This window comes from Mycobacterium ahvazicum, assembly GCF_900176255.2.
GTDB classification, from domain to species: Bacteria; Actinomycetota; Actinomycetes; order Mycobacteriales; family Mycobacteriaceae; genus Mycobacterium; species Mycobacterium ahvazicum.
In genome coordinates this window covers 624923-649686 of record NZ_FXEG02000002.1, presented here as the reverse complement: position 1 = coordinate 649686, position 24764 = coordinate 624923, and the positions used below count along the sequence as shown (strand labels likewise).

22 protein-coding genes are annotated in these 24764 nt (G+C 68.4%); 9 read left to right on the top strand and 13 right to left on the bottom strand.

What is annotated here, in order from left to right; translation table 11 throughout:
* Window positions 1–56: 56 nt before the first annotated feature.
* Window positions 57–1499, bottom strand: a complete 1443-nt coding sequence (locus MAAFP003_RS05375) for an FAD-dependent oxidoreductase (RefSeq protein WP_096285051.1) — start codon at window positions 1497–1499, stop codon at window positions 57–59.
* A gap of 270 nt (window positions 1500–1769) precedes the next feature.
* Between MAAFP003_RS05375 and MAAFP003_RS05370 the strand changes: the two genes are divergently transcribed.
* On the top strand, window positions 1770–2288 hold the full coding sequence (locus MAAFP003_RS05370; protein WP_096285049.1) for a DUF732 domain-containing protein: 519 nt from the start codon (window positions 1770–1772) through the stop codon (window positions 2286–2288).
* Here the strand turns inward: MAAFP003_RS05370 and MAAFP003_RS05365 are convergent.
* Entirely contained in the window at window positions 2285–2569 is a 285-nt protein-coding gene (locus tag MAAFP003_RS05365) for a DUF3017 domain-containing protein (protein ID WP_096285047.1), read from the bottom strand. The genes MAAFP003_RS05370 and MAAFP003_RS05365 overlap by 4 nt on opposite strands.
* Window positions 2566–3414: a bifunctional methylenetetrahydrofolate dehydrogenase/methenyltetrahydrofolate cyclohydrolase gene (locus MAAFP003_RS05360; protein ID WP_096285045.1), complete on the bottom strand. Its 849-nt coding sequence runs from the start codon at window positions 3412–3414 to the stop codon at window positions 2566–2568. Before MAAFP003_RS05360 ends, MAAFP003_RS05365 begins: the two co-directional genes overlap by 4 nt.
* 94 nt (window positions 3415–3508) lie before the next feature.
* Here MAAFP003_RS05360 and MAAFP003_RS05355 point away from each other — a divergent pair, with 94 nt between their 5' ends.
* From MAAFP003_RS05355 to MAAFP003_RS05345, 3 genes are all read left to right on the top strand, one after another.
* The gene (locus tag MAAFP003_RS05355) at window positions 3509–4723 is read left to right on the top strand and encodes an NADH:flavin oxidoreductase (protein ID WP_096285043.1); all 1215 of its coding nucleotides are present in this window, start codon (window positions 3509–3511) and stop codon (window positions 4721–4723) included.
* A 76-nt stretch (window positions 4724–4799) separates the two neighbouring features.
* Window positions 4800–7439 carry an ATP-binding cassette domain-containing protein gene (locus tag MAAFP003_RS05350; RefSeq protein WP_096285041.1) on the top strand — a complete coding sequence of 880 codons (2640 nt, stop codon included), beginning with the start codon at window positions 4800–4802 and terminating at the stop codon, window positions 7437–7439.
* A gap of 4 nt (window positions 7440–7443) precedes the next feature.
* Complete coding sequence (locus MAAFP003_RS05345; RefSeq protein WP_096285039.1) at window positions 7444–9936, top strand: ATP-binding cassette domain-containing protein; 2493 nt, start codon at window positions 7444–7446, stop codon at window positions 9934–9936.
* A 7-nt stretch (window positions 9937–9943) separates the two neighbouring features.
* On the opposite strand, the gene MAAFP003_RS05340 is transcribed toward MAAFP003_RS05345, so the two are convergent.
* The 6 genes from MAAFP003_RS05340 to MAAFP003_RS05315 all read right to left on the bottom strand — a co-directional run bounded on the left by MAAFP003_RS05340 (window position 9944) and on the right by MAAFP003_RS05315 (window position 15402).
* Window positions 9944–10513: a pentapeptide repeat-containing protein gene (locus tag MAAFP003_RS05340; protein WP_096290900.1), complete on the bottom strand. Its 570-nt coding sequence runs from the start codon at window positions 10511–10513 to the stop codon at window positions 9944–9946.
* 5 nt (window positions 10514–10518) lie between these two features.
* On the bottom strand, window positions 10519–11091 hold the full coding sequence (locus MAAFP003_RS05335) for a GTP-binding protein (RefSeq protein WP_096285037.1): 573 nt from the start codon (window positions 11089–11091) through the stop codon (window positions 10519–10521).
* Complete coding sequence (locus tag MAAFP003_RS05330; RefSeq protein WP_096285035.1) at window positions 11072–11446, bottom strand: DUF742 domain-containing protein; 375 nt, start codon at window positions 11444–11446, stop codon at window positions 11072–11074. Before MAAFP003_RS05330 ends, MAAFP003_RS05335 begins: the two co-directional genes overlap by 20 nt.
* Before the next feature lie 6 nt (window positions 11447–11452).
* Window positions 11453–11854 carry a serine protease inhibitor gene (locus tag MAAFP003_RS05325; RefSeq protein WP_096285033.1) on the bottom strand — a complete coding sequence of 134 codons (402 nt, stop codon included), beginning with the start codon at window positions 11852–11854 and terminating at the stop codon, window positions 11453–11455.
* Window positions 11851–14616 (bottom strand): sensor histidine kinase, encoded by a 2766-nt coding sequence (locus MAAFP003_RS05320; protein WP_096285031.1) that lies wholly within the window; start codon window positions 14614–14616, stop codon window positions 11851–11853. The genes MAAFP003_RS05325 and MAAFP003_RS05320 overlap by 4 nt, the downstream gene beginning before the upstream one ends.
* A gap of 180 nt (window positions 14617–14796) precedes the next feature.
* Window positions 14797–15402 carry a class I SAM-dependent methyltransferase gene (locus MAAFP003_RS05315; RefSeq protein WP_096285029.1) on the bottom strand — a complete coding sequence of 202 codons (606 nt, stop codon included), beginning with the start codon at window positions 15400–15402 and terminating at the stop codon, window positions 14797–14799.
* Between the two features lie 31 nt (window positions 15403–15433).
* Here MAAFP003_RS05315 and MAAFP003_RS05310 point away from each other — a divergent pair, with 31 nt between their 5' ends.
* Together MAAFP003_RS05310 and MAAFP003_RS05305 are read left to right on the top strand one after the other, a co-directional pair.
* Window positions 15434–15898 carry a tRNA (cytidine(34)-2'-O)-methyltransferase gene (locus MAAFP003_RS05310; protein ID WP_096290899.1) on the top strand — a complete coding sequence of 155 codons (465 nt, stop codon included), beginning with the start codon at window positions 15434–15436 and terminating at the stop codon, window positions 15896–15898.
* A 36-nt stretch (window positions 15899–15934) separates the two neighbouring features.
* Window positions 15935–16261 (top strand): YciI family protein, encoded by a 327-nt coding sequence (locus MAAFP003_RS05305; protein ID WP_096285027.1) that lies wholly within the window; start codon window positions 15935–15937, stop codon window positions 16259–16261.
* Here the strand turns inward: MAAFP003_RS05305 and MAAFP003_RS05300 are convergent, their stop codons facing one another.
* Window positions 16262–16906 (bottom strand): nitroreductase family protein, encoded by a 645-nt coding sequence (locus MAAFP003_RS05300; RefSeq protein ID WP_096285025.1) that lies wholly within the window; start codon window positions 16904–16906, stop codon window positions 16262–16264.
* 23 nt (window positions 16907–16929) lie between these two features.
* Between MAAFP003_RS05300 and MAAFP003_RS05295 the strand changes: the two genes are divergently transcribed.
* A complete protein-coding gene (locus MAAFP003_RS05295; RefSeq protein WP_096290898.1) occupies window positions 16930–17343 on the top strand; it encodes a TIGR03667 family PPOX class F420-dependent oxidoreductase in 414 nt (137 codons plus the stop codon).
* Window positions 17344–17354: 11 nt separating this feature from the next.
* Here MAAFP003_RS05295 and MAAFP003_RS05290 read toward each other — a convergent pair whose 3' ends face one another.
* Entirely contained in the window at window positions 17355–17696 is a 342-nt protein-coding gene (locus MAAFP003_RS05290) for a hypothetical protein (RefSeq protein ID WP_096285023.1), read from the bottom strand.
* 208 nt (window positions 17697–17904) lie between these two features.
* Window positions 17905–21216, bottom strand: a complete 3312-nt coding sequence (locus MAAFP003_RS05285) for an error-prone DNA polymerase (protein ID WP_096285021.1) — start codon at window positions 21214–21216, stop codon at window positions 17905–17907.
* 163 nt (window positions 21217–21379) lie between these two features.
* Between MAAFP003_RS05285 and MAAFP003_RS05280 the strand changes: the two genes are divergently transcribed.
* Entirely contained in the window at window positions 21380–22723 is a 1344-nt protein-coding gene (locus MAAFP003_RS05280; protein WP_096285019.1) for a wax ester/triacylglycerol synthase domain-containing protein, read from the top strand.
* Between the two features lie 41 nt (window positions 22724–22764).
* Window positions 22765–23862, top strand: a complete 1098-nt coding sequence (gene otsB / locus MAAFP003_RS05275; RefSeq protein WP_096285017.1) for a trehalose-phosphatase — start codon at window positions 22765–22767, stop codon at window positions 23860–23862.
* Here otsB and MAAFP003_RS05270 read toward each other — a convergent pair.
* On the bottom strand, window positions 23859–24734 hold the full coding sequence (locus tag MAAFP003_RS05270; RefSeq protein WP_096285015.1) for a MaoC family dehydratase: 876 nt from the start codon (window positions 24732–24734) through the stop codon (window positions 23859–23861). The two genes, otsB and MAAFP003_RS05270, sit on opposite strands and share 4 nt — an antisense overlap.
* Between the last annotated feature and the right edge of the window lie 30 nt (window positions 24735–24764).

The window sequence follows — 24764 nt, the reverse complement described above, 5'->3', positions numbered from 1 at the left end:
ACGAGGCGGGCAAATCACCGCGTGGTCAGCCGACCCGCTGCGGCAGGCGGCCAGCCTCAGAATTTCAGGCCGGAGTACATGACCTGGTTGGGATCGTACTTCTGACGCACGGAGATCAGTTGCGACAGATTCGAGCCGAAGTAGCGCGACGCCGGACTGTTGGGCTCCAGATAATTGACGTAACCGCCGACCGAAAACTGTTGCACCGCTTGGTGTGCCGAACTCAGCCACTGCGTTGCGGCGGCGACCTGGCTGGCGGCGGGCTCGACATACCACTGCAACACCGCGGACTGCTGGCGCCACGGAAACGCCGAATCCCCCGGGCCGACGTCGGCGATGGCACCACCGAGCGGATCCACCAGCAACGACGCCTTCCCGGCCGAGGCGGGCCACTGCCCGATCGCGGTCGCAATGGCATGGGCCGCAGCAGAATTCACGGTGGGGATCACATCGGATCCGGCCACGAAACCCCGCGGCGGCGATGTCGAGCTGCCACCGGCCAGATACGTCACCAGGTCCATTCGGTTCATCGTCTTGTTGGTCACCGCGCTGGGCTGCAAACCGACCGCGGCCTTGATCGCGTCGATCACTCCGGGCGCGCCGCCGGCAGGACAGGTCGCCAGGATATGGCAGTCGGGCTGGACCGAGCCGACCGCGAGATCGACCATGCCCCAGGCATTTCGGTCGGCACCGTTCAGCCAGTTCTGCCAACCGACCAGTACCTGCACCGCCGACGACGGGGCGAACTCCAGCCGGATCACGTCGGTGTCGCCGGTCGGGAAGGTCGCGAAGGTCATCGACGTCGTCACCCCGATGTTGCCGCCACCGCCACCGCGAAGTGCCCAGAACAGGTCCGGATGATCGTTGGCGGACGCGGTGACCACGTCGCCGCTGGGAAGCACCACGGTGGCCGCCTGCAACGCGTCGCAGGCCAGGCCGGCATGCCGGGAATCTGCACCGATTCCCCCGCCGAGCGTCAGCCCCGCGACACCGACGGTGGGACAACTGCCGGTCGGCACGCCGCGACCGGCGCCGGCGCAGACCTGGTGCACCGCCCACAGATTCGTCGCCGGGGTCACTGTGACGTTGCCGCCGTCGAGGTTCGCGCCACCCGGCAGTCCGCGCAGGTCGAGCATCATCGTGCCGTTGGCGCTCGATGCGCCGATGTAGGAATGTCCACCGCCGCGCGGTGCCACCTTGAGCTTGTTGGCCGTCGCGAAGGCGACCGCCTTCTGGACGTCGGCTTGCGAGGACACCGCCACGATCGCCGCGGGGCTGGAGTTGTTGTAGAACGAGTTGAAAACCTGTTTACTCGAGGCGAATTGGGCCCCGCTGGCCGGCAGCACGACACTGCCGCCGATGGTGGAGGCCAAACCGTTCCAGCTCGCGACGGCGGCACCGGGGTCGGCGGCAGCCCGTGTTGTCCCGAGCACCGCGCCGGACGCCAACATTGAGACGGCGCCACGCAGAAACGTCTGGCGCGAGATGCGACGATCCATGATGCCGAATTCTTAACCATTTCTCACCGAAGGGCACGGCGGCGACGCATGTGTCGGGTCACAGTGTGGCTTCGATTGCCCGGAACGCGATCCGCCTTCGCCGGTAACGCTTTCCGCGCGATAACCGATGTCTCAGAAGCATCGCGCTCACGAAACGCATAGTGTGCAAACCTTGATCTCCCCGTGTCGTAAACGTGACAGCCATAGATCAGTCTTTCCAGAGTGATTTGAGTGCCTTCCGAGCACTCCGCGACAGATGGGGAAGCTGTCATGAAAGCAGTTGCAGCTGCGCATGGTTGGGTATGGATGTTTCGTCAGCAACCCCTGCCGCTTCGCGTGCTGACCGCCGTGGCCGGGCTGCTCGCCGTCGCCGCGGCGTTTGGTTCGCCGCCGGCCGAGGCGGACGCCAACGCCGACGACAGCTTCATCGACGCGCTGAACCACGCCGGCGTGGACTTCGGCCAGCCCGGCAACGCGATGGCCGTGGGCGAATCCATCTGCCCGATGCTGGCCCAGCCCGGCGGCAGCTTCGCCGGGGCCGTCACCAGCGTCCGACGCCAGGGCATGTCGCCGGCGATGGCTCAGATGTTCACCACGATCGCGATTCAGTCGTATTGCCCCCAGGTGATGGCGAACCTGGCCAGCGGCAATATGCCCAACATGCCAGGCGGCATGCCCAATATGCCCGGCATGATGCCCGGCGGCATGCCGAACATGCCCGGTGTGATGCCGAACATGCCGGGCGGCGCGATGCCCAACCTGCCCCAGATAACGGGCCCCGGGATCTAACCCGTACCGAGCGGATCGATGGTCCAGGCGATATAGACCATCGCGGCCCCGACCGTCGCGGTCGTCACGAAGTCAATGCCCTTGCTGCGCACCACCAAGAGCCCGGCGCGATCGTCGGATAGCACCAGACGCAATATCGCGGCGACACCGACGGCGATGCCGATCAGCAGCGAACCGCGCCGCCAGAAGTTGGCGCCCACCAACGCGAATGCCGTCACGAAGATCAGCCCGACCAGCAGGATCGGCCACTGTGCCTTGGCCGCGGTCTTCGCCGAACTCATTGCCGCTCGGCCAGCTCGACCACATTCGTCAGCAGGAATGCCCGGGTCAGCGGGCCGATGCCGCCCGGGTTCGGCGACACGTGACCGGCGACCTCCCACACGTCGGGATGCACGTCGCCGGTGAGCTTGTCGTCCACTCGGCTAACGCCGACGTCGAGCACCGCGGCGCCCGGGCGAACCATGTCGGCGGTCACCATGTGCGGCACGCCGACGGCGGCGACGATGATGTCGGCCTGTTTGGTCAACGACGGTAGGTCGCGAGTTCCGGTGTGGCACAACGTCACTGTCGCGTTCTCCGAGCGCCGTGTCAGCAGCAGGCCCAGCGGGCGGCCGACCGTGACGCCGCGGCCGATGACGACCACGTGCGCACCGGCGATCTCGACGTCGTAGCGGCGCAGCAGGTGCACGATGCCGCGCGGGGTGCACGGAAGCGGAGCCGGGTTGTTGAGCACCAGTCGGCCCAGGTTCGTCGGGTGCAGGCCGTCGGCGTCCTTGGCGGGATCGATGCGCTCCAGCGCGGCGTTCTCGTCCAACCGACCCCGCGGCAATGGCAACTGCACGATGTAGCCGGTGCAGTCGGGGTTGGCGTTGAGCTCGTCGATCGTCTCGTTCAGCTTGGCCATGGAGATGTCGGCGGGAAGGTCGCGACGGATTGAGGTGATGCCCACCTTCGCGCAGTCGGCATGCTTACCGCGCACGTAGGCCTGGGACCCCGGGTCGTCGCCGACCAGGATCGTGGCCAGCCCGGGCGTGCGCCCCGCCGCGGTGAGTGCCGCGACTCGTTCCTTGAGGTCGACGAAGATCTCGTCGCGGGTGGCCTTGCCGTCCAGTGTGATTGCGCCCACGCCTGCCAGTGTTCCATGTCCTGGGCGGTGCCTCATGACGGCGACCCCCAGCGGCCTGCTTCGCAACCCTTGCGATCGCCGTTACGCTCCTCGCATGGCATCTGCACAGCCCCAGATTCCCGACGTATTCAGCCCGGCCAAGCTGGGTCCGATCACGCTGCGCAACCGGACCATCAAGTCCGCCACGTTCGAAGCGCGCACGCCCGGCGCTCTGGTGAGCGACGACCTGATCGAGTACCACCGCGCGCCGGCGGCCGGCGGGGTCGGCATGACGACCGTCGCCTATCTCGCCGTCTCCCAGGGCGGACGCACCGAGGGCAACGGGCTCTGGATGCGCCCCGAGGCCGTGCCGGGATTGCGCAAGCTCACCGACGCGATCCACGCCGAGGGTGCGGCGATCAGCGCGCAGATCGGCCACGCGGGTCCGGTCGCCAACGCCAAGTCCAACAAGGCCAAGGCGCTGGCGCCGGTGCGGTTCTTCAACCCGATCGGAATGCGCTTCGCCAAGAAGGCAACCCGCGACGACATCCAAGACGTGATCACCGCGCACGCCAACGCGGTCCGGCTCGCCATGGAAGCCGGCTTCGATGCGGTCGAAATTCATTTGGGCCACAACTATTTGGCGAGCTCGTTCCTGTCGCCGTTGATCAACCGTCGCAACGACGAATTCGGTGGCTCCTTGGAGAACCGGGCCAAGGTCGCGCGCGGCATCGTGATGGCCGTTCGCCGCGCGGTGGACAAGGAAGGAACGCCGATCGCGGTCACGGCCAAGCTCAACATGGCCGACGGCGTGCGCGGCGCCATCACCACCGAAGAGTCGCTGATCACCGCCAAATGGCTGGAAGAAGACGGCGGTCTGGACGCGATCGAACTGACCGCGGGCAGCTCGCTGGTCAACCCGATGTATCTGTTCCGCGGCGACGCGCCGATCAAGGAGTTCGCCGGCGCCTTCAAGCCGCCGCTGCGCTGGGGCATGCGGATGACGGGCACGAAGTTCCTGCGCGAATACCCTTACCGCGAGGCGTATCTGCTGCGCGACGCCAAGCTGTTCCGGGCCGAACTCAAGATGCCGCTGATCCTGCTCGGCGGCATCACCAACCGCGAGACGATGGACCTCGCGATGGCCGAGGGATTCGAATTCGTCGCGATGGCGCGCGCGCTGCTGGCCGAGCCGGACCTGATTAATCGACTCGCGGCCGACGGCGCCCGGCACAGCGTCCATTCGGCGTGTACGCACTGCAATCGGTGCATGCCGACGATCTACACGCGCACCCGCTGCGTCGTCACCGGAGCGCCCGACAACAGCTGAGTGCGCGGCCACAGCCGACCCGACGTGCCGCGTTGGTGCAAAAGGGGAAATAGGTCCACGAGCTAGAGTTGGGGCGATGAATTCACCAGCCCCGCCGGCGCTGACTGTCCGGTACGACGGGTCGGAACGCACCTTTGCAGCCGGTCACGACGTGGTGGTGGGGCGCGATCTCCGGGCCGACATGCGCATCACGCACCCCCTGATTTCGCGCGCCCACCTGTTGCTGCGCTTCGACCAGGGCCGGTGGCTGGCCATCGACAACGGTTCGCTCAACGGCACTTTCGCCAACGGCAGGCGGGTGCCGGTCGTCGACATCCACGACGGGCAGAGCGTCAACATCGGAAACCCGGACGGCCCGCTGCTGACGTTCGAGGTCGGGCGCCACCAAGGGATGGCCGGGCGCCCGCCGCGCACCGAGTCGATGGGCATTCCGGTCGCGGCCGGATCCGCCGCGACGGCGTGGCCTTCGTCACAGGCCTCAGGGCAACCGGGGCATCCGCCGGCCGCCCCGCCCGGACCGCCGCCCGGGCGCCAGACCGCCTGGAGCGGCAGTCCCGCGCCGCGTCCGCATCCCGGCGCGGCGGCCCAGCGGCCGGGACCGCCGGGGCAACCGGTGTATCCGGGGAGATGTATAAAAAAGCAAGCCCCCCCCCCCCCGCCGATGCCGGCCGCACCGCGAACACAGATGGCGCCCGTTGTCGCCGAGGCCAAAGCGGCGCCGGAGGTGGGGAATCTGGCGACCAAGATGTTCCAGGCGCTGCTGCCGTCCCGGTCCGGTGCGATGCAAAAGCCCACCGGCGCGCAGACGATCGGGCGCGCCACCGACAACGACATCGTCATCCAGGACGTCCTGGCCTCGCGCCATCACGCGTTCTTGCTCCAGACGCCGCTCGGCACCGAGATCCGCGACGCGCACAGCGTCAACGGAACCTTCGTCAACGGCGTCCGCGTCGGCTCGGCGGTGCTGACCGAGGGCGACGTCGTCACGATCGGAAACGTCGACCTCGTCTTCAGCCGCGACACCCTGGTGCGCCGCACGGAAGCGGCGACACGCACCGGCGGCCTCGAGGTGAACTCGGTCTGCTACACCGTCGAGCAGGGCAAAAAGCAACTGCTGGACCACATCTCGCTGACCGCCCGCCCCGGAACCCTGACGGCGATCATCGGCGGGTCCGGCGCCGGCAAGACGACGCTGTCGCGGCTGATCGCCGGCTACACCAGCCCGACTTCCGGCACGGTGACCTTCGAGGGCCACAACATCCACACCGAGTACGCGTCGCTGCGCAGCAGGATCGGGATGGTCCCGCAGGATGACGTCGTGCACCGCCAGCTCACCGTCAACCAGGCGCTGGGTTACGCGGCCGAGCTGCGGCTGCCGCCGGACACCAGCAAGGCCGACCGCGAACAGGTGGTGTCCCAGGTGCTCGAGGAACTCGAGCTGACCAAGCACGCCGACACCCGCGTCGACAAGCTCTCCGGCGGCCAGCGCAAGCGCGCCTCGGTGGCCCTGGAATTGCTCACCGGGCCGTCGCTGCTGCTGCTCGACGAACCCACCACCGGTCTGGATCCGGCGCTGGACCGCCAGGTGATGATGATGCTGCGTCAGCTGGCCGACGCCGGCCGCGTGGTGCTGGTGGTCACCCACTCGGTGTCCTACCTCGACGTCTGCGATCAGCTGCTGCTGGTGGCTCCAGGCGGCAAGACGGCGTTTCTCGGTCCACCCAGCCAGATCGGCGCGGCGATGGGCACCACCAACTGGGCCGACATCTTCGCCAAGGTGGGCGCCGACCCGGATGAGGCCAACCGCCGCTTCCGGGAGGAAAACCAGCAAAAGCTGCCGCAGGTGCCGTCCGAACACAGCCCGGCGGCCGATCTCGGTGAAGCGCCGCACGCCAACGCGTTTCGCCAGTTCTCCACGATCGCGCGGCGCCAGATACGGCTGGTCATCTCGGACCGCGGCTACACGGTGTTCCTCGCGCTGTTGCCTTTCCTGATCGGCATTCTGACCCTCACGGTTCGCGGCAACAGCGGATACGGCATGTCCGATCCGCTGGGCAACAATCCCGCCCAGCCCGACCAGATTCTGGTGATGCTCAACGTCGGGGCGGTGTTCATGGGTACCGCGCTGACCATCCGCGACCTGATCGGCGAGCGACCCATCTTCCGCCGCGAACAGGCGGTCGGCCTGTCCACGGGTGCCTATATGGGCGCGAAAATCGTGGTGTTCTCCACGTTCGCGATCGTCCAGGCCGCGATCGCGACCATCATCTCGGTGATCGGGTGGGGCAAGCCGATCTCGAACGCCGTGATCCTGGGGGACGTCAACTTCGAACTGTTCGTCACCGTGGCGGCGACGTGTGTGGGTGCGGCACTGCTCGGCATGGCGCTGTCGGCGCTGGCCCAATCCCAAGACCAGATCATGCCGATGCTGGTGGTGTCGATCATGAGCCAGCTGGTGTTCTCCGGCGGCATGATCTGGGTGACCAACCGGGCCGTGCTCGACCAGTTGTCGTGGGTCACGCCCGCCCGCTGGGGCTTCGCGGCGTCGGCGTCGACGATCGACACCCACCGGCTGATCCCGGGTCCGACGGACCCCAAAGACCAGCACTGGAATCACACCAAGAGCGCATGGCTGTTCGATATGGCCATGCTCGGAGTCCTGTGCATAAGCTATAGCGCGATCGTGTGGTGGAAGATCCGGCTGAAACGACGCTGAACTGATGAATGCGCCTGCGCAATCGATACTGACCGTTCGATCCAACCGATCGGAGGTCAGTTTCGCTCCCGGCGGCGACGTCATCGTCGGCAGCGACGTCCGGGCCGACCTACGCGTAGCGCATCCGCTGGTCGCGCGTGCACACCTGCTGCTGCGCTTCGATCACGGCAGATGGGTTGCGGTCGACAACAGTTCGCGGGGCGGCATCTTCGTCGACGGACGGCGGGTGCCGACCGTCGACGTCCACGACGGCCAGGGCATCAACCTCGGCGCCCCCGACGGACCGCGGATCGTCCTGGCGATCGGCCACCACCGCGGCAACGTCGGCGTGCTGCCGCCCACGTCGCAAGCCGTTCCGACGGTCCCGCCGGCCGACCCCGGCGCGCGGCCGGTGCCGCCTCAGCACACGCCCTACGTGGACCCGCCCACCGACGCGGTGCACACCCGGGCGGTGCCGATCGTGCGGCCCACCGTGACCACCCAGGCCGTCCCGAACGACGCGACCCGCGTGGCCCAGCCCACCGGCACGGACATGTCGCAGTTCCCGACCAGGGTGATGAAGATCGTCGGACCCGAATCGGGCGTGCAGGCGCCGACCGGGGGCACCGCCTGGATCGGGCGCGAACTCGACAACGACATCGTCATCCACGACGTGCTGGCCTCGCGCCACCACGCGTTCCTGGAGCCGACCCCCGCCGGCATCGAGATCCGCGACGCGAACAGCATCAACGGAACGTTCGTCAACGGGGTGCGGGTCGGGCAGGCCCTGCTTTCCGAGGGCGACGTGATCACGATCGGCAATGTCGACCTGGTGTTCAGCGCCGGCCTGCTGGCCCGTCGCCAAGACGCGGCGACCCGCACCGGCGGCCTGGAGGTGCACGACGTCGGCTTCGCGATCAACGGAAAGGATCTGCTGCAGCAGATCACGATGACGGCCAGGCCCGGCACGCTGACGGCCATCATCGGTGGGTCGGGCGCCGGCAAGTCGACGCTGTCCCGGCTGATCGCCGGCTACACCACCCCGACCGCGGGCGCGGTCACCTTCGAGGGCCACAACATCCACACCGCCTACGCCTCGCTGCGCAGCAGGATCGGGATGGTCCCCCAGGACGACGTCGTGCACCGCCAGCTGACCGTCAACCAGGCGCTGGGCTATGCGGCCGAGCTGCGGCTGCCGCCGGACACCAGCAAGGCCGACCGCGACCAGGTGGTGGCTCAGGTGCTCGAGGAGCTGGGGCTGACGGCGCACGCCGAGACCCGGGTCGACAAGCTCTCCGGCGGCCAGCGCAAACGCGCCTCGGTCGCCCTCGAGCTGCTCACCGGCCCGTCGCTGCTGATCCTCGACGAGCCGACCTCGGGGCTGGACCCGGCGCTGGACCTGCAGGTCATGACGATGCTGCGCCAGCTCGCCGACGCCGGGCGCGTCGTGCTGGTCGTCACGCACTCGCTGACCTATCTCGACGTCTGCGACCAGGTGCTGCTGATGGCGCCCGGCGGCAAGATCGCGTTCCTCGGCCCACCCAGCGATATCGGGGACGCGATGGGCACCACCAACTGGGCCCAGATCTTCGCGAAGGTCGGCGCCGATCCCGACGAGGCCAACCGCCGGTTCCTGGAACGCCAGGACCACACGCCTCCTACCCGGGCCGAGACGCCGGCCGACCTGGGCACCCCGTCGCGCACCAGCATGCTGCACCAGTTCTCCACGATCGCGCGGCGCCAGATTCGGTTGATCATCTCCGATCGCGCCTACTTCGCCTTCCTGGCGGTGTTGCCGTTCATTCTGGGTGCGCTGTCGCTCACCGTTCCCGGCCATAGCGGCTTCGGGATCGGCGACCCGAACAGCGAGACGCCCGACGAAGCCGCCCAGATCCTGACGCTGATGTCGATCGCCGCCGTCTTCATGGGTACGGCGCTGACGATCCGCGATCTGATCGGCGAGCGCCCGATCTTCCAGCGCGAGCAGGCCGTCGGCCTATCCACCGGTGCCTACCTGTGCGCCAAGATCACCGTGTTCTGCGCGTTCGCGATCATCCAGGCGGCGATCGCGACCGGCATCGTGCTGATCGGCAAGGGCGCTCCCAAACAGCCGGCGGTGCTGCTCGGTAATGCCAGCTTGGAGCTGTTCGTCACGGTCGCCGCGACGTGCGTGGCCTCGGCGATCCTCGGGCTGGTGTTGTCGTCGATCGCGCGCTCCAACGAACAGATCATGCCGCTGCTGGTGGTGTCGCTGATGCTGCAGCTGGTGCTCGCCGGCGGCCTGATTCCGGTGACCGGCCGGCTCTTCCTCGACCAGCTGTCCTGGCTGATGCCGTCGCGCTGGGGCTACGCGGCGTCGGCGGCCACGGTCAATCTACGGCTGCTGGTACCGATCGGGCCGAAGGACAGCCACTGGGCGCACACCGAGAGCGCATGGCTGCTCGACATGGGAATGCTCGGCGCGCTGTCGGTGATCTACTCCGTCATTGTGTGGTGGCGCATCCGGCTCCGGCGTTGATCAGGCGCTAGTCCGACCTGGCGTCCGGGCCCCCGTCTAAGCGCAGCCCGTGCGCCAACGCGAACGCCATCGCCTGGGGCACGTCCACCCGCACACCGGTCAGGGTGGCGGTGCGCCACAACGCCGGATCGGCTGTCGCGCCGCGCAGGTCGGCGTCGTCGAGGCGGGTGCCGGTGGTCCGCGCTCCGGACAGGTCGGCGCCGCGCAGCACGGCCTTGCGCAGGTCGGTCTCCACCAGGCTGGTTTCGCGCAGCCGGCAGCCGCTCAGGTCGACGCCGCGCAGGTCGTTGCCGCCCAGCACCGCGAGCGTGAAGTCCACTTCGTCAAAGGTGATCGGACGCAGCCGACACTGCACGAAGACCGATCCCAGCATGCTGCACTGCGCAAATGTGCTGTGCCACAGCGTTGTTCGCTCGAACTTGCAGTTACGGAAGGCGGAGCCGCGGTGCTCCGACTCGGCCAGGTTGACGCCGCTGAAATCGCACTCGCTGAATACCGCCCGTTCGGTGCGCAACCGGCCCAGGTCCTCGTCGCGGAAGTCGCGGCCGGTGAACTCGCAATCGGCCCACTGCTGCACCGCGGTCAAGCCGTCAGGCTCTGCAGCGCGTACTCGCTGATCGCGATCAGCGCATCGGTGGCCGACCGGCGATCCCTGGCGTCGACGCGGATCACCGGAATGTGCGGGGACAGGGCCAGCGCTTCGCGGATAGCCGCGGCGGGATACCTTGGCGCACCGTCGAATTGGTTGACCGCGATCAGGAACGGGAGGTTGCGGTGCTCGAAGAAGTCGACCGCGGCGAAGCTGTCCTGCAGCCGGCGGCAGTCGACCAGCACGATCGCACCGATGGCACCGCGCACCAGGTCGTCCCACATGAACCAGAACCGCCGCTGGCCGGGCGTGCCGAACAGGTAGAGCACCAGGTCGCGGTCCAGGGTGATCCGGCCGAAGTCCATCGCCACCGTGGTGGTGCGCTTGTCGGGGGTGGCTTCGAGCATGTCGACGCCGGCCGAGGCGTCGGTGACGATCTCCTCGGTGCGCAGCGGCATGATCTCCGAGACCGACCCGACGAACGTGGTCTTACCGGCGCCGAACCCGCCGGCGATGACGATCTTCGTCGAGGCGCTGGCGCCGGAGTCAGAGTGCTTTAAGGCCACGCAGGGTCCTCCCTATCAGTTCGTGGCGCTCATCACGGGTCGACTGCTCGGTCAATGTTGCGTGCACCCGAAGGTAACCGGACAAGACCAGATCACCGACCAGGACGCGCGTGACCCCGATCGGCAGGTTCAGCCGGGCCGCCACCTCGGCGACGGACGGGCTCTGCACGCACAGTCCGATGATCTTGCCTCTCGCATCGTCGGCCGGCCAGCGGTGAGCCTGCCCGGCCCGCAACGTCTCGACCGGCGCCTCCAGCGGAATGTCGACGCTCGCGTTCGTCCGCCCGGCCGTCAGGGTGTACGGGCGGACCAGGCTCGCCTCACGCGCGGGCGGCCCGGCTTGGCGTTTGTCCATCGCGGCTCACGAATGCCTAGCGGAACGGCGGGTGGACTGCACGACGCCGCCCACCCGTTCGACAAGGATCGCCATCTCGTATCCGATTTGACCGATATCGCACGACGTCTCGGCCAGCGTCGCCAGGTGTGACCCATCCCCGACGCGCATCAACAACAAGTAGCCGTTCTGCATCTCGACCACCGACTGCAGCACCTGACCGCCGTCAAACAGCTGCGCGGCACCGGTCGCGAGACTGGCCAGCCCGGAGGCCACCGCGGCCAATTGGTCGGCTCGTTCGCGGGGCAGCAGTTCGCTGGCGGCGATGGGCAGACCGTCGACGGACACCAGCAGCGCATGCGCCACCCCGGGGACCTCGCGGGCGAACTGCGTCACCAGCCAGTCCAGTGAGCTGCCTGCAGACGTCATTCCTCATCGGGTCCTTGACTCGAGTGGCGGGCGTGTGACCGTCCGCTGCGCACGCCGCCGAAGTGGTTGCTGAACGAGGCGCGAACCGCCTCGGGGTCGCGGGCCGCGTGCAGCCCGCCGTTCGATGGTACGAGGGAATCGTCGGCGTCGGCCGCGCCGGGCACCAGTCGGGCTCCGGGCGTACGCACCGGCAGGCCGTGGTCGGCGGTGCGCTGTTCGACGGGCCTGTCGTCGGCCTCGGCGGCCAGCGACCAGCCGCGGTCCCACACCGACTGCCAGTCCAGGTCGGGGCTGTTGACCAGGTCGTGCGGGTCACCCATCATCTCCGAGAGCATCCGCCGATAGATCACGTCGTCCTTGGACGGGCCGGCCGCGGGAGGGCTCGGCCTAGGGGCCCGGGCAGGTGGCGGGGTGCCGGTCCCGCGCGACCGCGCGGCGAAGAACGCCGAGGTGTCCGATACCGCCGGGGCCGGCTTCGGGGTCGGCTTGGGCGTCGGCTTGGGCGTCGGTTGCGGGGCCGGCGGCGTGGGGCGTGGCTGGTTCTCGTTCTCCCACCACGCAGTGGCCAGTTCCCGGCGGCGCTTGGGCAGCGGCGGCTGGGCGGCGGGTGCGGCGGGCACGTCGGTGATGCCGCTGGAACCGGGGCTGCGGCGGGGCAGCAACGAGATCGGTGGCGCCTCGCCGCTGGCGGGGGTGGCCGCGACGGGGCGCGGACGCGTCGCGGCGTTGCCGGCGTCCGGCGATCCGCTGGCCAGCTTGGCGCTCGGCGACGAGACCGCCCGGATCCGTTCCCGCGGCTCCACCGAGATTTCGGCCGGGCCGCCGGCGAAGCCCTCCAGCACCGCCGGTGGCAGGTAGACCTCGGCGGTCGTGCCGGTGCCCGCCTCCCCGGTCGCCGGACCCCGCAGCCCGACCCGGATACCGTGCCGCGCGGCGATCCGCCCCACCACGAAAAGTCCCATGTGGCGGGCATTCTCTGGAACCGGGTCGGGCGTGGCCTCGCCGCCGGCCTGCAGGCGCATGTTGGCCATCCGGCGATCGGAATCGTTCATGCCCAAGCCGGAGTCGGCGATCCGCAACACCACGCCGCCTTGAGGATCCAGGCCGCCGCGGGCCCCGTAGATCCGGACGTGCGTCGACGGCGGCGAGTAGCGCAGGGCGTTGTCGATCAGCTCGGCGAACAGATGGATCGCGCCGCCGGCGGCCGCGCCGACCAGCATGCAGTCGGGCAGCTCGCCCAGCTCGACCCGCCGATAGTCCTCCACCTCGGAGACGGCCGCATTGATCACCGTCGACAGCGGAACCGGCTCGCGCTGGTCGCGGGCCAGCTGCGCACCGGCGAGCACCAGCAGGTTCGCGCTGTTGCGGCGCAGCCGCGCGGCCAGGTGATCCAGCCGGAACAGGCTGTCCAGGCGCTCGGGATCCTCTTCGTTGCGCTCCAGTCGGTCGATCAGCGACAGCTGCTGGTCGACCAGCGAGCGGCTGCGCCGCGACATCGTCTCGAACATGTCGTTGACCAGCAGTCGCAACCGCGCCTCGTCACCGGCCAGCAGTAGCGCCTGGGTGTGCAGCTCGTCCACCGCGTGCGCGACCTGGCCGATCTCCTCGGTGGTGGATACCGGCAGCGGCGCCGGAATCGGTTCGGCCTCACCGGCTTTGACCCGGGCGATCTCCTCCTCCAGGTCGGTGTGGGCGACCTTGAGCGCGCCGTCGCGCAACACCCGCAGCGGCACCACCAGCGCGCGCGCCATCAGCAACACGATGAGCAGTGCGATCACGATGGCGGCCAGCACCACGACGCCGTCGACGATCGCGGAGTTGCGCCGATCGTCGGCCTGGGTGTGCACCGACTTGGTCACCGACGCGGTGGCGTCGGTGACGACCTGCTCGGCGATGGCGTCGGTGGTCTGGATGGAGCGCAACAGGTCCGGGTTGTCGACGAGCACGGCCGCCGGATCGGACATGATCGCCATCCGGGTCACCATCTGCTGCTGCAGCGTCTTGGCTTCCTGCGAGCCGACACCGAGCACCTGGCTCATCCCGAACAGCGTGGACGGCTCGGTGCCGGCCAGGGTGATCATCGAGGTGCGCAACTGCGGCTCGGGCAGGTCGGCGCCGCGGGTCACCAGAATCTCCTGCATCGTCATCTGGCCGCGGGCCCCGACCGCCCGGCTCAAACCCTGTGCCTGCGCCCGGATCTGCTCGTCGTCCACCTGCACCGACGCGTTGATGACGTCCTCGGCCGTCAACAGCAGCGGCGCATAGGTGGTCACCCGGTCGCGCACCCCGATGCTGTTGTCGGTCACCTTGTCCAGCAGCGACTGACCGCCGCCCAGCAGCGTGCCGACTCCCGTGCGGACATCGGGAGTGACGTCGGTGTCCGCCAACCGGGTCTGCAGCTCACCCTTGCGGGCGTCATAGTTCTTCTTCGCGCCCTCGACGTCGCGCCCGGTGGAGTTCGCCAACAGCGCGACGTCCAGTGCCGACATGTATTTGGTGAGTGCCGGCAGCACGTCGGCGCGCGCGGCGGCCAATCGCAGGCCGCTGGAGCTCGACATGGCTGTGTTGACGCGCAGCCCGCCGAAAATCGCCGCCAGAGTGAGCGGGACCAGCACAATCGCCAGCACCTTCCACCCGACCGGCCAGTTGCTCGGCGACCAGGCCGGCGGACGTTTCGCCGGGGCCGCCGCGTGCGCCTTGGCCTGAACCAACTCGGTGGGTGCCGGATCGGCCGAACTGGCCGGGCGGTTGAACATCGTCATGTGGTACCGGCCGCTGCGCCGACACTGCGCATCGAAAGAAACGAGAGGCTCATGAACTTCCTGCTTTTATTCCGCTCCCCCCGCGCCAAGACGCGCGAGCGGTAAACGCGTGGCAATTCGACGAGTATGACAGCCCGCGGCCCGGCTCACCAGAATCGTTACTGAGCAGATAGCCAGGGCCTACGCGGCCCGCAGGATCGCGACGAGGAAGTCGGAGTCGTCCGTGAACGGTCGCAGATCCCAGGTGGACAGCAGCACGTCGGGAGCGAACCCGGCGGCCGCCGCGTGCTGAAGAAAATCGGCGAACTCGTAGTCGCGCCCGGCGCCGAATCCGATCACCGCTCGACCGTCGTCGGCGAGGTGAGCGCGGAGCCGCTGCAGCACCTGCCCGCGAGTACTCGGCGCGAGGAACGCCATCACGTTGCCGGCGGACACGATCACGTCGAAAGGTTCGGCGACGCCGCGCGCCGGCAAGTCCAGCTCGGCGAGATCGCCGACCAGCCACTGCGGGCCGGGATAGTCCTGCGCGGCCGCGGCGATCAGCGCCGGGTCAACGTCGACGCCGACGACCCGATGACCGACCGTGGCCAGATAGCCCCCCACCCGTCCGGGGCCGCAGCCGGCGTCGAGGATGCGAGCGCCGCGGGGCACCATGGCGTCGATCATGCGGGCCTCGCCGACCAGATCCTTGCCGTCGCGGGCCATGGAACGGAACCGCTCGATGTACCAGTCCGAGTGTCCCGGATCGGCCGCAACCTTGCGCATCCAGATGCTCTGCTCGACCATGCCGCAATTATCGCCGTGTGAAGATGGCGGTGTGTTCCGGCTGCTGTTCTACTCGCCGCGCATCGCACCTAACACAGGCAACGCCATCCGGACGGCCGCGGCCACCGGCGCCGAATTGCATCTGGTTGAGCCGATGGGCTTCGACCTGTCCGAATCGAAGGTGCGCCGGGCCGGATTGGACTACCACGACCTGGCATCGGTCACCGTGCACGCGACGCTGCAGGCCGCATGGGAGGTGCTGACGCCGGCGCGAGTGTTCGCGTTCACCGCGCACGCGTCGACGTCCTACGCCGACGTCGCCTACCGGCCCGGCGACGTGCTGATGTTCGGTCCGGAACCGGACGGGCTGGACGCGGCGACGCTGGCCGACAGCCACGTCACCGGCCAGGTACGTATCCCGATGCTGGCCGGCCGGCGGTCGCTGAACCTGGCCAATGCCGCGGCGATAGCGATCTACGAGGCCTGGCGCCAGCACGGCTATCCCGGCGCGGTGTAGCGGTGAGTCCGGGGCCGGACGCTAGTCAGCCTTGATATGCCTACCTTCATCACGATCGGATACGGCAACGAGGCCGGATACCGCCAATTGAGTGACGACCGTCGACGGGCCGCGCACACCCGCGATGACGAACTCGGTGCGTCCGGAGCGCTGATCGGCCGCGCCGGCGAGCCCGTCCAGGTCCGCAATCACGACGGCGCGGGCGTGGGGGTCGAACCGGGCGCATTCCTGCGATCGGCATTGCCGATCGCGGGGTTCGCGGTGATCGAGGCCGACGATCTCGACGCGGCGATCGAGCGGGTGAGCCAGACCCCGTGCGCAATGGCGTACGGGGTCGTCGAGGTCTGGCCGCTGCAGCCCTGACTACCAGGTGTTCCAGTGCGTCAAGGTCTCGGCCGGCAGCCGCTTGGCCGGGCGAAAGTCGGTGCCTTTGGTGTAGGCGATCGGGAACAGCCCACCCTGGCTGAACTTCTCGTACGGGATGCCGAGCACCTCGGCGGCCTTGCGCTCGCCGTCGCCGAGCAGGTGCAGCGTCGTCCAACAGGAGCCCAGCCCGCGGGAGCGCAGCGCCAGGCAGAAGCTCCATACCGCCGGGAACAGCGACGCCCAGAACGAGACGCCGCCCAGTGGCGACTTGTCTTCGCGGCCGGCGATGCACGGGATCATCAGCACCGGCGCCTCGTGGATGTGCTCGGCGAGATACATCGCCGAGTCCACGACCTTGGGCATCCGCTCGTTGCGGGTGTCACCCTCGCCGTAATCGGGCTTCGGCGCGGACAGGTAGGGCTGGGCGTGCGACAGGTAGATCTCGCCGATCGCCTTCTTCTTCTCGGCGTCCTCGACGAACACCCACTGCCACCCCTGCGAGTTGGATCCGGTGGGCGCCTGCAACGCCAGCTCGAGGCATTCCATCAGGACCTCGCGAGACACCGGCTTGTCGAAGTCGAGGCGCTTGCGTACCGAGCGGGTGGTGGTGAGAAGTTCGTCGACGGACAGGTTGAGGGTCATAGGTGGAGGCTACATTCGGTTTCATGAGCGTCGAACTGACACAAGAAGTTTCCAGCAGGCTGACATCCGACAACTTTGGCTGGCTGACGACCGTCGCCAAATCGGGTCAGCCGGTTCCCCGGCTGATCTGGTTCTACTTCGACGGCGCGGAGCTGACGGTGTACTCGATGCCGCAGGCCGGCAAGGTCCGGCACATCGAGGCGCACCCGCAGGTGAGCCTGAACCTGGATTCCGACGGCAACGGCGGCGGCATCATCGTGATCGGGGGAAGCGCGAGGGTCGATGCGGTCGACGTGAATTGTCGAGACGACGAGCCCTACTGGGCCAAGTACAGCGCGGCCGCGGAGCAGTTGGAGACCGAGGGCATATCGATGGATGCGTTCAGCACGCGACTGAGGATCACGCCGACGAAGGTGTGGACGACGCCGACGGGCTGAGCCCGGGGTCGCTAGGGCGGAGGAGGCGGTCCGTCGGGCGGAATCGCGCCGCCGCAGCCACCCGGCGGGGGCGGCCCCGGAAGGGGTTCGTCGCCGCCGACGCAGTCGTAATAAAATTGCGGGCCGACTATCCAGGTTTTCATCCACTGGTGCCAGAACGACCCGTCGGGATACTTCTCGCCGTCGCACACGGCCAAATTGCCGTAACCCCATCGACCACCCGGACAAAAGCCCTTCGTCATGTCCGGCTGGTGCGGGTCGGGCGGATCGGCGCTGGCCACGGCGGGAGAAAGAACAAGCGCCGCAGCGCAACCCAATATCGCGGCGCCGCGGCGAACGAGCTTGAATTTCATTGTCGACTCCCTTGACCATTGAATCAACACAGCCGATTCCAAGCGATCTTTTCGAATAGCTTACGACGCGGCGGATTTGCTAGGTGCCTTTCCGCGCAAAGCGGCTAGAGCTCGATTGGGCCTCGCCGAATGTGCAACCACGGCGAAAATTTCGCGGCGGTTCAAGCGGTCGATGCAATGGTCGGGGTCTCTGCGGGTCGCGGGATTTCTAGCGGAAGTCGCGCGACTTGGAGCCGACGGCCAGGGTGATGCGGCCCAACCGCTCGGCCACGACCGTGACTGCGCCGCTGGCATTTTGGACCTGACCGCGGACCAGCAGCGCTGGTGCCGTGTTCGCGAGCTTGCGGTGTCGCGCCCACACCCCCGGCGTGCAGAGCACGTTGACCATCCCGGTCTCGTCCTCGAGGTTGATGAACGTCACCCCCTGCGCCGTGGCGGGGCGCTGCCGATGGGTGACCGCACCGGCGATCAGCACGCGGTCGCCGTCGGGCACCTCGAGCAGCTCTTCGGCGGGCACCACCCCCATCGCGTTCAGGTCGGCCCGCAAGAACTGGGTCGGGTAGCTGTCCGGGGAGACGCCGGTGGCCCACACGTCGGCGGCGGCCAGTTCCAGCTCGCTCATTCCGGGCAGCGCCGGGATGTGTGACGACGAGCCCACGCCGGGCAACCGGTCCGGCCGTTGGGTGGCAGCGGCTCCGGCCGCCCACAACGCCTCGCGCCGCGATGTCCCGAAGCAGCCCAGCGCCCCGGCCGTGGCCAGCGCTTCGGTCTGCGGCACCGAGAGCCGCAACCGGGTGGTCAGGTCAAGCAGAGATACGAACGCGCCGTTGACTTTTCGCTCTTCGACCAATTGCTCGGCGAGGTCGTCGCCGATATGGCGGACCGCACCCAGCCCGAGGCGGACCTCGGTGCCGGCGTTCTCGAGAGTGGCGTGCGCCAGGCTGGCGTTGACGTCCGGGCCGTGCACCAGCACGCCGTGCCGGCGCGCATCGGCCACCAGCGACTGCGGTGAATAGAACCCCATCGGCTGGGCACGCAGCAGCGCGGCGCAGAACGCGGCCGGGTGGTGCAGCTTGAACCACGACGAGTAGAACACCAGCGACGCGAAGGACAGCGCATGACTTTCCGGAAAGCCGAAATTGGCGAACGCTTCCAGCTTTTCGTAGGTCCGGTCGATCACCTCGTCGGTGGCGCCATGCAATGCGCGCATGCCCTCGTAGAACCTGCCGCGCAGCCGTTGCATCCGCTCGGTCGAACGCTTGGACCCCATGGCGCGGCGCAACTGATCGGCCTCGGCGGCCGAGAAGCCGGCGCAATCGACCGCGAGCTGCATCAGCTGTTCCTGGAAAAGCGGCACTCCCAGCGTCTTTCGCAGCGCCGGCTCCATGGACGGATGATCGTAGACCACCGGGTCGATGCCGTTGCGCCGCCGGATGTAGGGGTGCACCGACCCGCCCTGGATGGGCCCGGGCCGGATCAGTGCGACCTCGACCACGAGGTCGTAGAAGATCCGCGGCCGCAGCCTGGGCAGGGTGGCCATCTGTGCCCGCGACTCCACCTGGAACACCCCGACGGAATCGGCGCGCTGCAGCATCTCGTACACCGCCGGCTCGGAGAGGTCGAGGCGGGCCAGGTCGACCTCGATGCCTTTGTGTTCGGCCACCAGGTCTTTCGCGTAGTGCAGCGCCGAGAGCATGCCCAGACCGAGTAGGTCGAACTTCACCAAACCGATGGCCGCACAGTCGTCCTTGTCCCATTGCAGGACGCTGCGATTTTCCATCCGCGCCCACTCCACCGGGCACACGTCGGCGATCGGACGGTCGCAGATCACCATGCCGCCGGAGTGAATGCCCATGTGCCGCGGCAGGTTCCGGATCTGGGTGGCCAGGTCGATCACCTGTTCCGGGATGCCCTCGACGTCCGCAGCGTCGGCCAGCCCGTTCCAGTGATTGATCTGCTTGCTCCAGGCGTCCTGCTGCCCCTGCGAGTAGCCCAGGGCGCGCGCCATGTCGCGCACCGCGATCTTGCTTCGGTAAGTGATGACGTTGGCGACTTGGGCGGCATAGTCGCGGCCGTATTTGTCGTAGACGTACTGGATGACCTTTTCGCGCTGATCCGACTCGATGTCCATGTCGATGTCGGGTGGCCCGTCACGGGCCGGCGACAGGAAGCGCTCGAACAACAATTCGTTGACCACCGGATCGACCGCGGTCACACCCAGGGCGTAACAGACCGCGGAGTTGGCCGCCGATCCCCTGCCCTGGCACAGGATGTTGTTGCACCGGCAGAACCGGGCTATATCGTGCACCACCAGGAAATAACCCGGAAAACTCAGTTGGGCAATGACTTTCAGCTCATGCTCGATCTGGGCGTACGCGCGCGGCGCACTCTCGGGGAGCCCGTAGCGGTCGCGTGCACCCGCCATCACCAACTGCCGCAGCCAGCTGTCCTCGGTGTGCCCGTTCGGCACGTCGAACGGCGGCAGCTGAGGCGCGATCAACGCCAGCCCGAACGCGCACTGCTCGCCGAGTTCGGCCGCGGCGGTCACCACCTCGGGCCGCTGCGCGAACAGCCGGGCCATCTCCTCGCCGGACCGCAGGTGTGAACCACCCAGCGGGGCCAGCCATCCGGCGGCCGATTCCAGTGACTGCCGGGCCCGGATCGCGCCCATTGCCATGGCCAGCCGCCGCCGCGAGGGGTGGGCGAAATGTGCTCCGGTGGTCGCGACGACGCCGACCCCGAACCGCGGCGCCAGCTCCGCCAGTGTCGCGTTGCGCTCGTCGTCGAGCGGCTGGCCGTGATGGGTCAACTCGATGCTGACCCGGCCCGCGCCGAAGCGGTCCACCAGGTCGGCCAGCGCCGCCGCCGCGGCGTCCGGCCCGCCATCGGAAAGCGCTTGGCGGACATGGCCTTTACGGCATCCTGTCAGGATGTGCCAATGCCCGCCCGCGGCTTCGGTCAACGTGTCGATGTCGAAGCGCAGCTTGCCCTTCTCGCCACCGGCCAGATGCGCCGCGGCCAGCTGCCGCGACAGCCGCCGGTACCCCTCCGGCCCGCGGGCCAGCACCAGCAGGTGCGGGCCGGGTGGATCCGGGTTCTCGGTACGAGCCTGCGATACGGACGAAGATCCCAGCGACAGCTCGGCACCGAACACGGTTCGTATGTCGAGTTCGGCGGCGGCCTCGGCGAACCGCACCGCCCCGTACAGACCGTTGTGGTCGGTCAGCGCCAGTGCCCGCAGATCCAGCCGGGCGGCCTCCTCGACCAACTCCTCGGGCGTGCTGGCGCCGTCCAGAAAGCTGTATGCCGAATGCGCGTGCAGCTCGGCATACGAAACGGAATGAGCGACCGACGAGCGGGCCGTGCGGCCCCCGTCCGGTGGTCGATAGGCCGGACGCTTGTGCGAGAAGGGGGCCTCTTGCGCCGGCCCGGATGGGGTGGGCGCGCCGGCATGGCGCGGCTTGCCGTCGAGCAGCCGCTCGAGTTCCGCCCAACTCCGCGGCTCATTGCTGAAACCCACACCCCACAGTGTATCGAACGCATGTTCGATTTGGTGCGGGGTTGCTCAAGCGGTTGTTAAACGGGTCTTCAACTTCTAAACACAGTCTTAACGGACTGGGATCTACCGCGACGGGGGCGTGGCGACCGATACTGGTACGGGGCAACTAGGGCGGGAACTGAAAATGGTACAGCTGACCACGGCATTGGATTCGGGCTTTCGCACTGCGGCGGACCCCGACCGGCAGGCAAGTACGGCGACGGGCGCGGTCGCCATCGTCGAAGGCGCCGTCCCGAACCTGGGACGCCTCAAAGCGCTTCTGGCAGAACGCATTCAGTCGATACCGCGATGCACCCAGGTGTTGCGGACACATCCGTTCAGCGGTGCCCAGCACTGGACCGACGATCCGGGTTTCGACCTCGCCCATCACCTGCGCCGGGTCGCGGTTCCCCGCCCCGGCGATGAGGCCGACCTGTCTCGAGCGATCGCCCACGCCCTGGAACGCCCCGTCGAACTGGACCGGCCAATGTGGGAGTGCTGGGTCATCGAGGGGCTGCGGGGCAAGTGGGCGATCCTGATGAAGGTTCACCACCACCTCGCCGGCGCCACGCCCGCGGCCCACCTGCTCACCAGGCTGTGCGACGACGCCAGCAACGAGATGTTCGCCAATAACGTTATACCCGAGGATGATTCGACCCCAGCCCCGAAGCGGGGCTGGGCGGAGACGCTCTGGCGAGCCTCGACCGCCGCAACCACCGTGACCAGCACGCTGGCCGAGACGGTCTGGTCGGCGGCCCGTGCGTCGTCGACCGGACCGGCGGTCACGATGCGCCGCTACGGCACGGTACGCGTTCCCCTCGCCGCGGTCGACGCGGTCTGCGGCAAGTTCCGGGTGACCACCAACGACGTCGCGCTCGCCGCCATCACCGAGGGGTTCCGGGCCGTGCTGCTACACCGCGGCGAACAACCGCGCGCGGGTTCGTTGCGCACTCTGGAGAAGAGATATCTGCCCGTCGAGCATGACGATCCGGTGCAGCGGCTGCGAATTGTGCACAACAGCCTGAACCAGCCGGCGCCGGTCCGGCAGCCCACGAGCATCGTGGACCTGGCAACCAGTTCCATGCCATTCACCTTGTGCGCCAAGGCAGTTCGATTGGTCATGAGCCGGCTCCCACAACCTGGCATCGTGACGCTGGCCACCAATGCGCCGGGGCCTCGGCACCGGCTGGGGCTGATGGGCGCAACCGTGGAACGCCTGCTGCCGATCCCGCCGACGGCTGCGCAGCTGTCCAGCGGAGTCGCGGTGCTGAGCTACGGCGACGAGCTGATCTTCGGGATCACCGCCGATTACGACGCCGCCCCCGAACTTCAGCAGCTCGCCAGCGGCATCGAACGCGAGATGGCGCGACTGACGGCACTGAGCCAAGACTCCGTCCTGCTGTTCACCAAGGATCGCCGTAAGCGCCGGGCCGGCACGCCGCGGGGCGGTGTGCCCCGCACCCACCCGACCGCGCGAGCACGCCACTGACCCGGCCCGGGCGGCATTGATCACCGTGAGATGGTTGGTCAGTGCCTGCATCGGAGTCAGTATCGGAGCCATCGGTCACCATCGACCCGCGCCGCCACGACGCGGTGCTGTTTGAGCTGAACGTCGACTCCGCGCCGGTCGCGCGACTGCGCGAGGCCGGGGTGAACGTCGCCCTGGGCGTCGAGGACCCGGCCGCGACCGCCGACCGGCTGGGCGTGCGGGCCGGCCGTAGTGTGGTCGTCGCGGCCAGCGAGTCGGTGGCCACGGCCGCGCGCGATGCCGGATTCGCTCTGGTGATCGGTGCGCAGGACCTGAGTGACGTCGCGGTCCGCACCGGGGACCTGCGGATGTCGCAGCTGCCCGACGCGTCGCAGCTGCTCGGCGAGGACCTCGCCGCCCGACGGCCGGCGGTGTTCTTCGACTTCGACGGCACACTCTCGGACATCGTCAACGACCCGGACTCGGCGCAGCTGGTCGCCGGTGCGGCCGACGCGCTGCAGCGGTTGGCCGCGCGCTGCCCGGTGGCAATCCTGTCCGGCCGCGACCTCGCCGACGTCACGGCACGCGTCGGCTTGCCCGGTCTCTGGTACGCCGGCAGCCACGGATTCGAACTGACCGCGCCCGACGGAACCCATCACCAAAACGACGCCGCCGCGGCGGCCATACCGGTGCTGGAATCCGCGGCCGCCCAGCTGCGCGAGCGGCTCGGGTCGATTCCGGGGGTCAGGGTGGAGCACAAGCGGTTTGGCGTTGCCGTGCACTATCGCAACGCGGCGCGAGACCGCGTCGGCGAGGTGACGGCAGCGGTGCGCGCCGCGGGTCAGCGCGATGCGCTTCGGGTGACCACCGGCCGCGAGGTCATCGAGCTACGCCCGGATATCGACTGGGACAAGGGCAAGACGCTGCACTGGGTCCTCGAACACCTGGACGTATCGGCGGGCCTGACACCGATCTTTTTCGGCGACGACATCACCGACGAGGACGCGTTCGACGCGGTGCACCCGGACGGAATCCCAATCCTGGTGCGGCACAACGACGACGGCGACCGGGCCACCGCCGCGCTGTTCGCGCTGGACAGCCCGGCCGCCGCGGCCGACTTCGTCGATCGCCTGGCGCGGCAGTTGGCCGCCGCCGGCTAGTTCTGCGCGTATTCGACCGCGCCGTCGTCGAGCACGACTCGTCCCGCCTCGGCGCCGTGGGCACCCGAAGCCGTGGTGCGAAAGACCGCCTTGCCCGGCTCGGTACGCCAGATCAGTGTGGTCAACGTCTCGCCGGGAAACACCGGCGAGCTGAAGCGTGCGTCGATCGAGGTGATGTTCGCGGCCTGCCCGCCGCCGAGCTCGGCGACCAGCGCGCGGCCCGCCACCCCATAGCTGCACAGCCCGTGCAGGATCGGCTTGGGGAAACCGGCCAACTCCCGGGCGAACCACGGGTCGCTGTGCAGCGGGTTGCGGTCACCGGAGAGCCGGTAGATCAGCGCCTGGTCCGCGCGGGTGGGCAGGGCCCGGGTGATGTCGGGCTCGCGATCCGGGAATTCCGGCGCGAGGGGGCGCTGACCCGGTTGCCCACCGAACCCGCCCGCGCCGCGGACCACAAAGGTGGTCGACGTTTCGGCGATCAGCTCCTGAGTATCAGGGTCGGTGCCGCGGCCGCGCAGCATCACGACCGCGTTCTTGCCCTCACCCTTGTCCTGAATATCGGTGACCTCGGTGACCACCGAGAGCTTGCCCGCCGGGGGCAGCGGCGCGTGCAGCCGGATCCCTTGCGACCCGTGGAGCAGCATCGCCCAGTTGAAATCTCCGATCTTGCCCGCCGCCCCGAACGCCGGGCAGCAGATCACCGCGTAGGTGGGCAGCACCTGCTGGGTGATCTCGTGGCTGTTCTCGGTGGTGAACGACAGGTCATCGAGCCCCGCGCCGACGCCGAGGGCGTAGAGCAGGGTGTCCCGGTCGGTCCAGTCGAACAACTTCGGCTCGGTCACCGCACCGACAGCACTCGGGTCAATCGCCATGCGAGTCTCCTCTCGACTACCAGATTCACG

What these genes read in the sequence shown, in the direction of transcription:
- MAAFP003_RS05375 (WP_096285051.1), bottom strand. Translation starts at nt 1,499, where the DNA reads ATGGATCGTCGCATCTCGCGCCAGACGTTTCTGCGTGGCGCCGTCTCA.
- MAAFP003_RS05280 (WP_096285019.1), top strand. Translation starts at nt 21,380, where the DNA reads ATGGTACAGCTGACCACGGCATTGGATTCGGGCTTTCGCACTGCGGCG.
- MAAFP003_RS05270 (WP_096285015.1), bottom strand. Translation starts at nt 24,734, where the DNA reads ATGGCGATTGACCCGAGTGCTGTCGGTGCGGTGACCGAGCCGAAGTTG.
- MAAFP003_RS05320 (WP_096285031.1), bottom strand. Translation starts at nt 14,616, where the DNA reads ATGACGATGTTCAACCGCCCGGCCAGTTCGGCCGATCCGGCACCCACC.
- MAAFP003_RS05300 (WP_096285025.1), bottom strand. Translation starts at nt 16,906, where the DNA reads ATGACCCTCAACCTGTCCGTCGACGAACTTCTCACCACCACCCGCTCG.
- MAAFP003_RS05315 (WP_096285029.1), bottom strand. Translation starts at nt 15,402, where the DNA reads ATGGTCGAGCAGAGCATCTGGATGCGCAAGGTTGCGGCCGATCCGGGA.
- MAAFP003_RS05370 (WP_096285049.1), top strand. Translation starts at nt 1,770, where the DNA reads ATGAAAGCAGTTGCAGCTGCGCATGGTTGGGTATGGATGTTTCGTCAG.
- MAAFP003_RS05355 (WP_096285043.1), top strand. Translation starts at nt 3,509, where the DNA reads ATGGCATCTGCACAGCCCCAGATTCCCGACGTATTCAGCCCGGCCAAG.
- MAAFP003_RS05325 (WP_096285033.1), bottom strand. Translation starts at nt 11,854, where the DNA reads ATGACGTCTGCAGGCAGCTCACTGGACTGGCTGGTGACGCAGTTCGCC.
- MAAFP003_RS05365 (WP_096285047.1), bottom strand. Translation starts at nt 2,569, where the DNA reads ATGAGTTCGGCGAAGACCGCGGCCAAGGCACAGTGGCCGATCCTGCTG.
- MAAFP003_RS05295 (WP_096290898.1), top strand. Translation starts at nt 16,930, where the DNA reads ATGAGCGTCGAACTGACACAAGAAGTTTCCAGCAGGCTGACATCCGAC.
- MAAFP003_RS05305 (WP_096285027.1), top strand. Translation starts at nt 15,935, where the DNA reads ATGCCTACCTTCATCACGATCGGATACGGCAACGAGGCCGGATACCGC.
- MAAFP003_RS05350 (WP_096285041.1), top strand. Translation starts at nt 4,800, where the DNA reads ATGAATTCACCAGCCCCGCCGGCGCTGACTGTCCGGTACGACGGGTCG.
- MAAFP003_RS05330 (WP_096285035.1), bottom strand. Translation starts at nt 11,446, where the DNA reads ATGGACAAACGCCAAGCCGGGCCGCCCGCGCGTGAGGCGAGCCTGGTC.
- MAAFP003_RS05290 (WP_096285023.1), bottom strand. Translation starts at nt 17,696, where the DNA reads ATGAAATTCAAGCTCGTTCGCCGCGGCGCCGCGATATTGGGTTGCGCT.
- MAAFP003_RS05345 (WP_096285039.1), top strand. Translation starts at nt 7,444, where the DNA reads ATGAATGCGCCTGCGCAATCGATACTGACCGTTCGATCCAACCGATCG.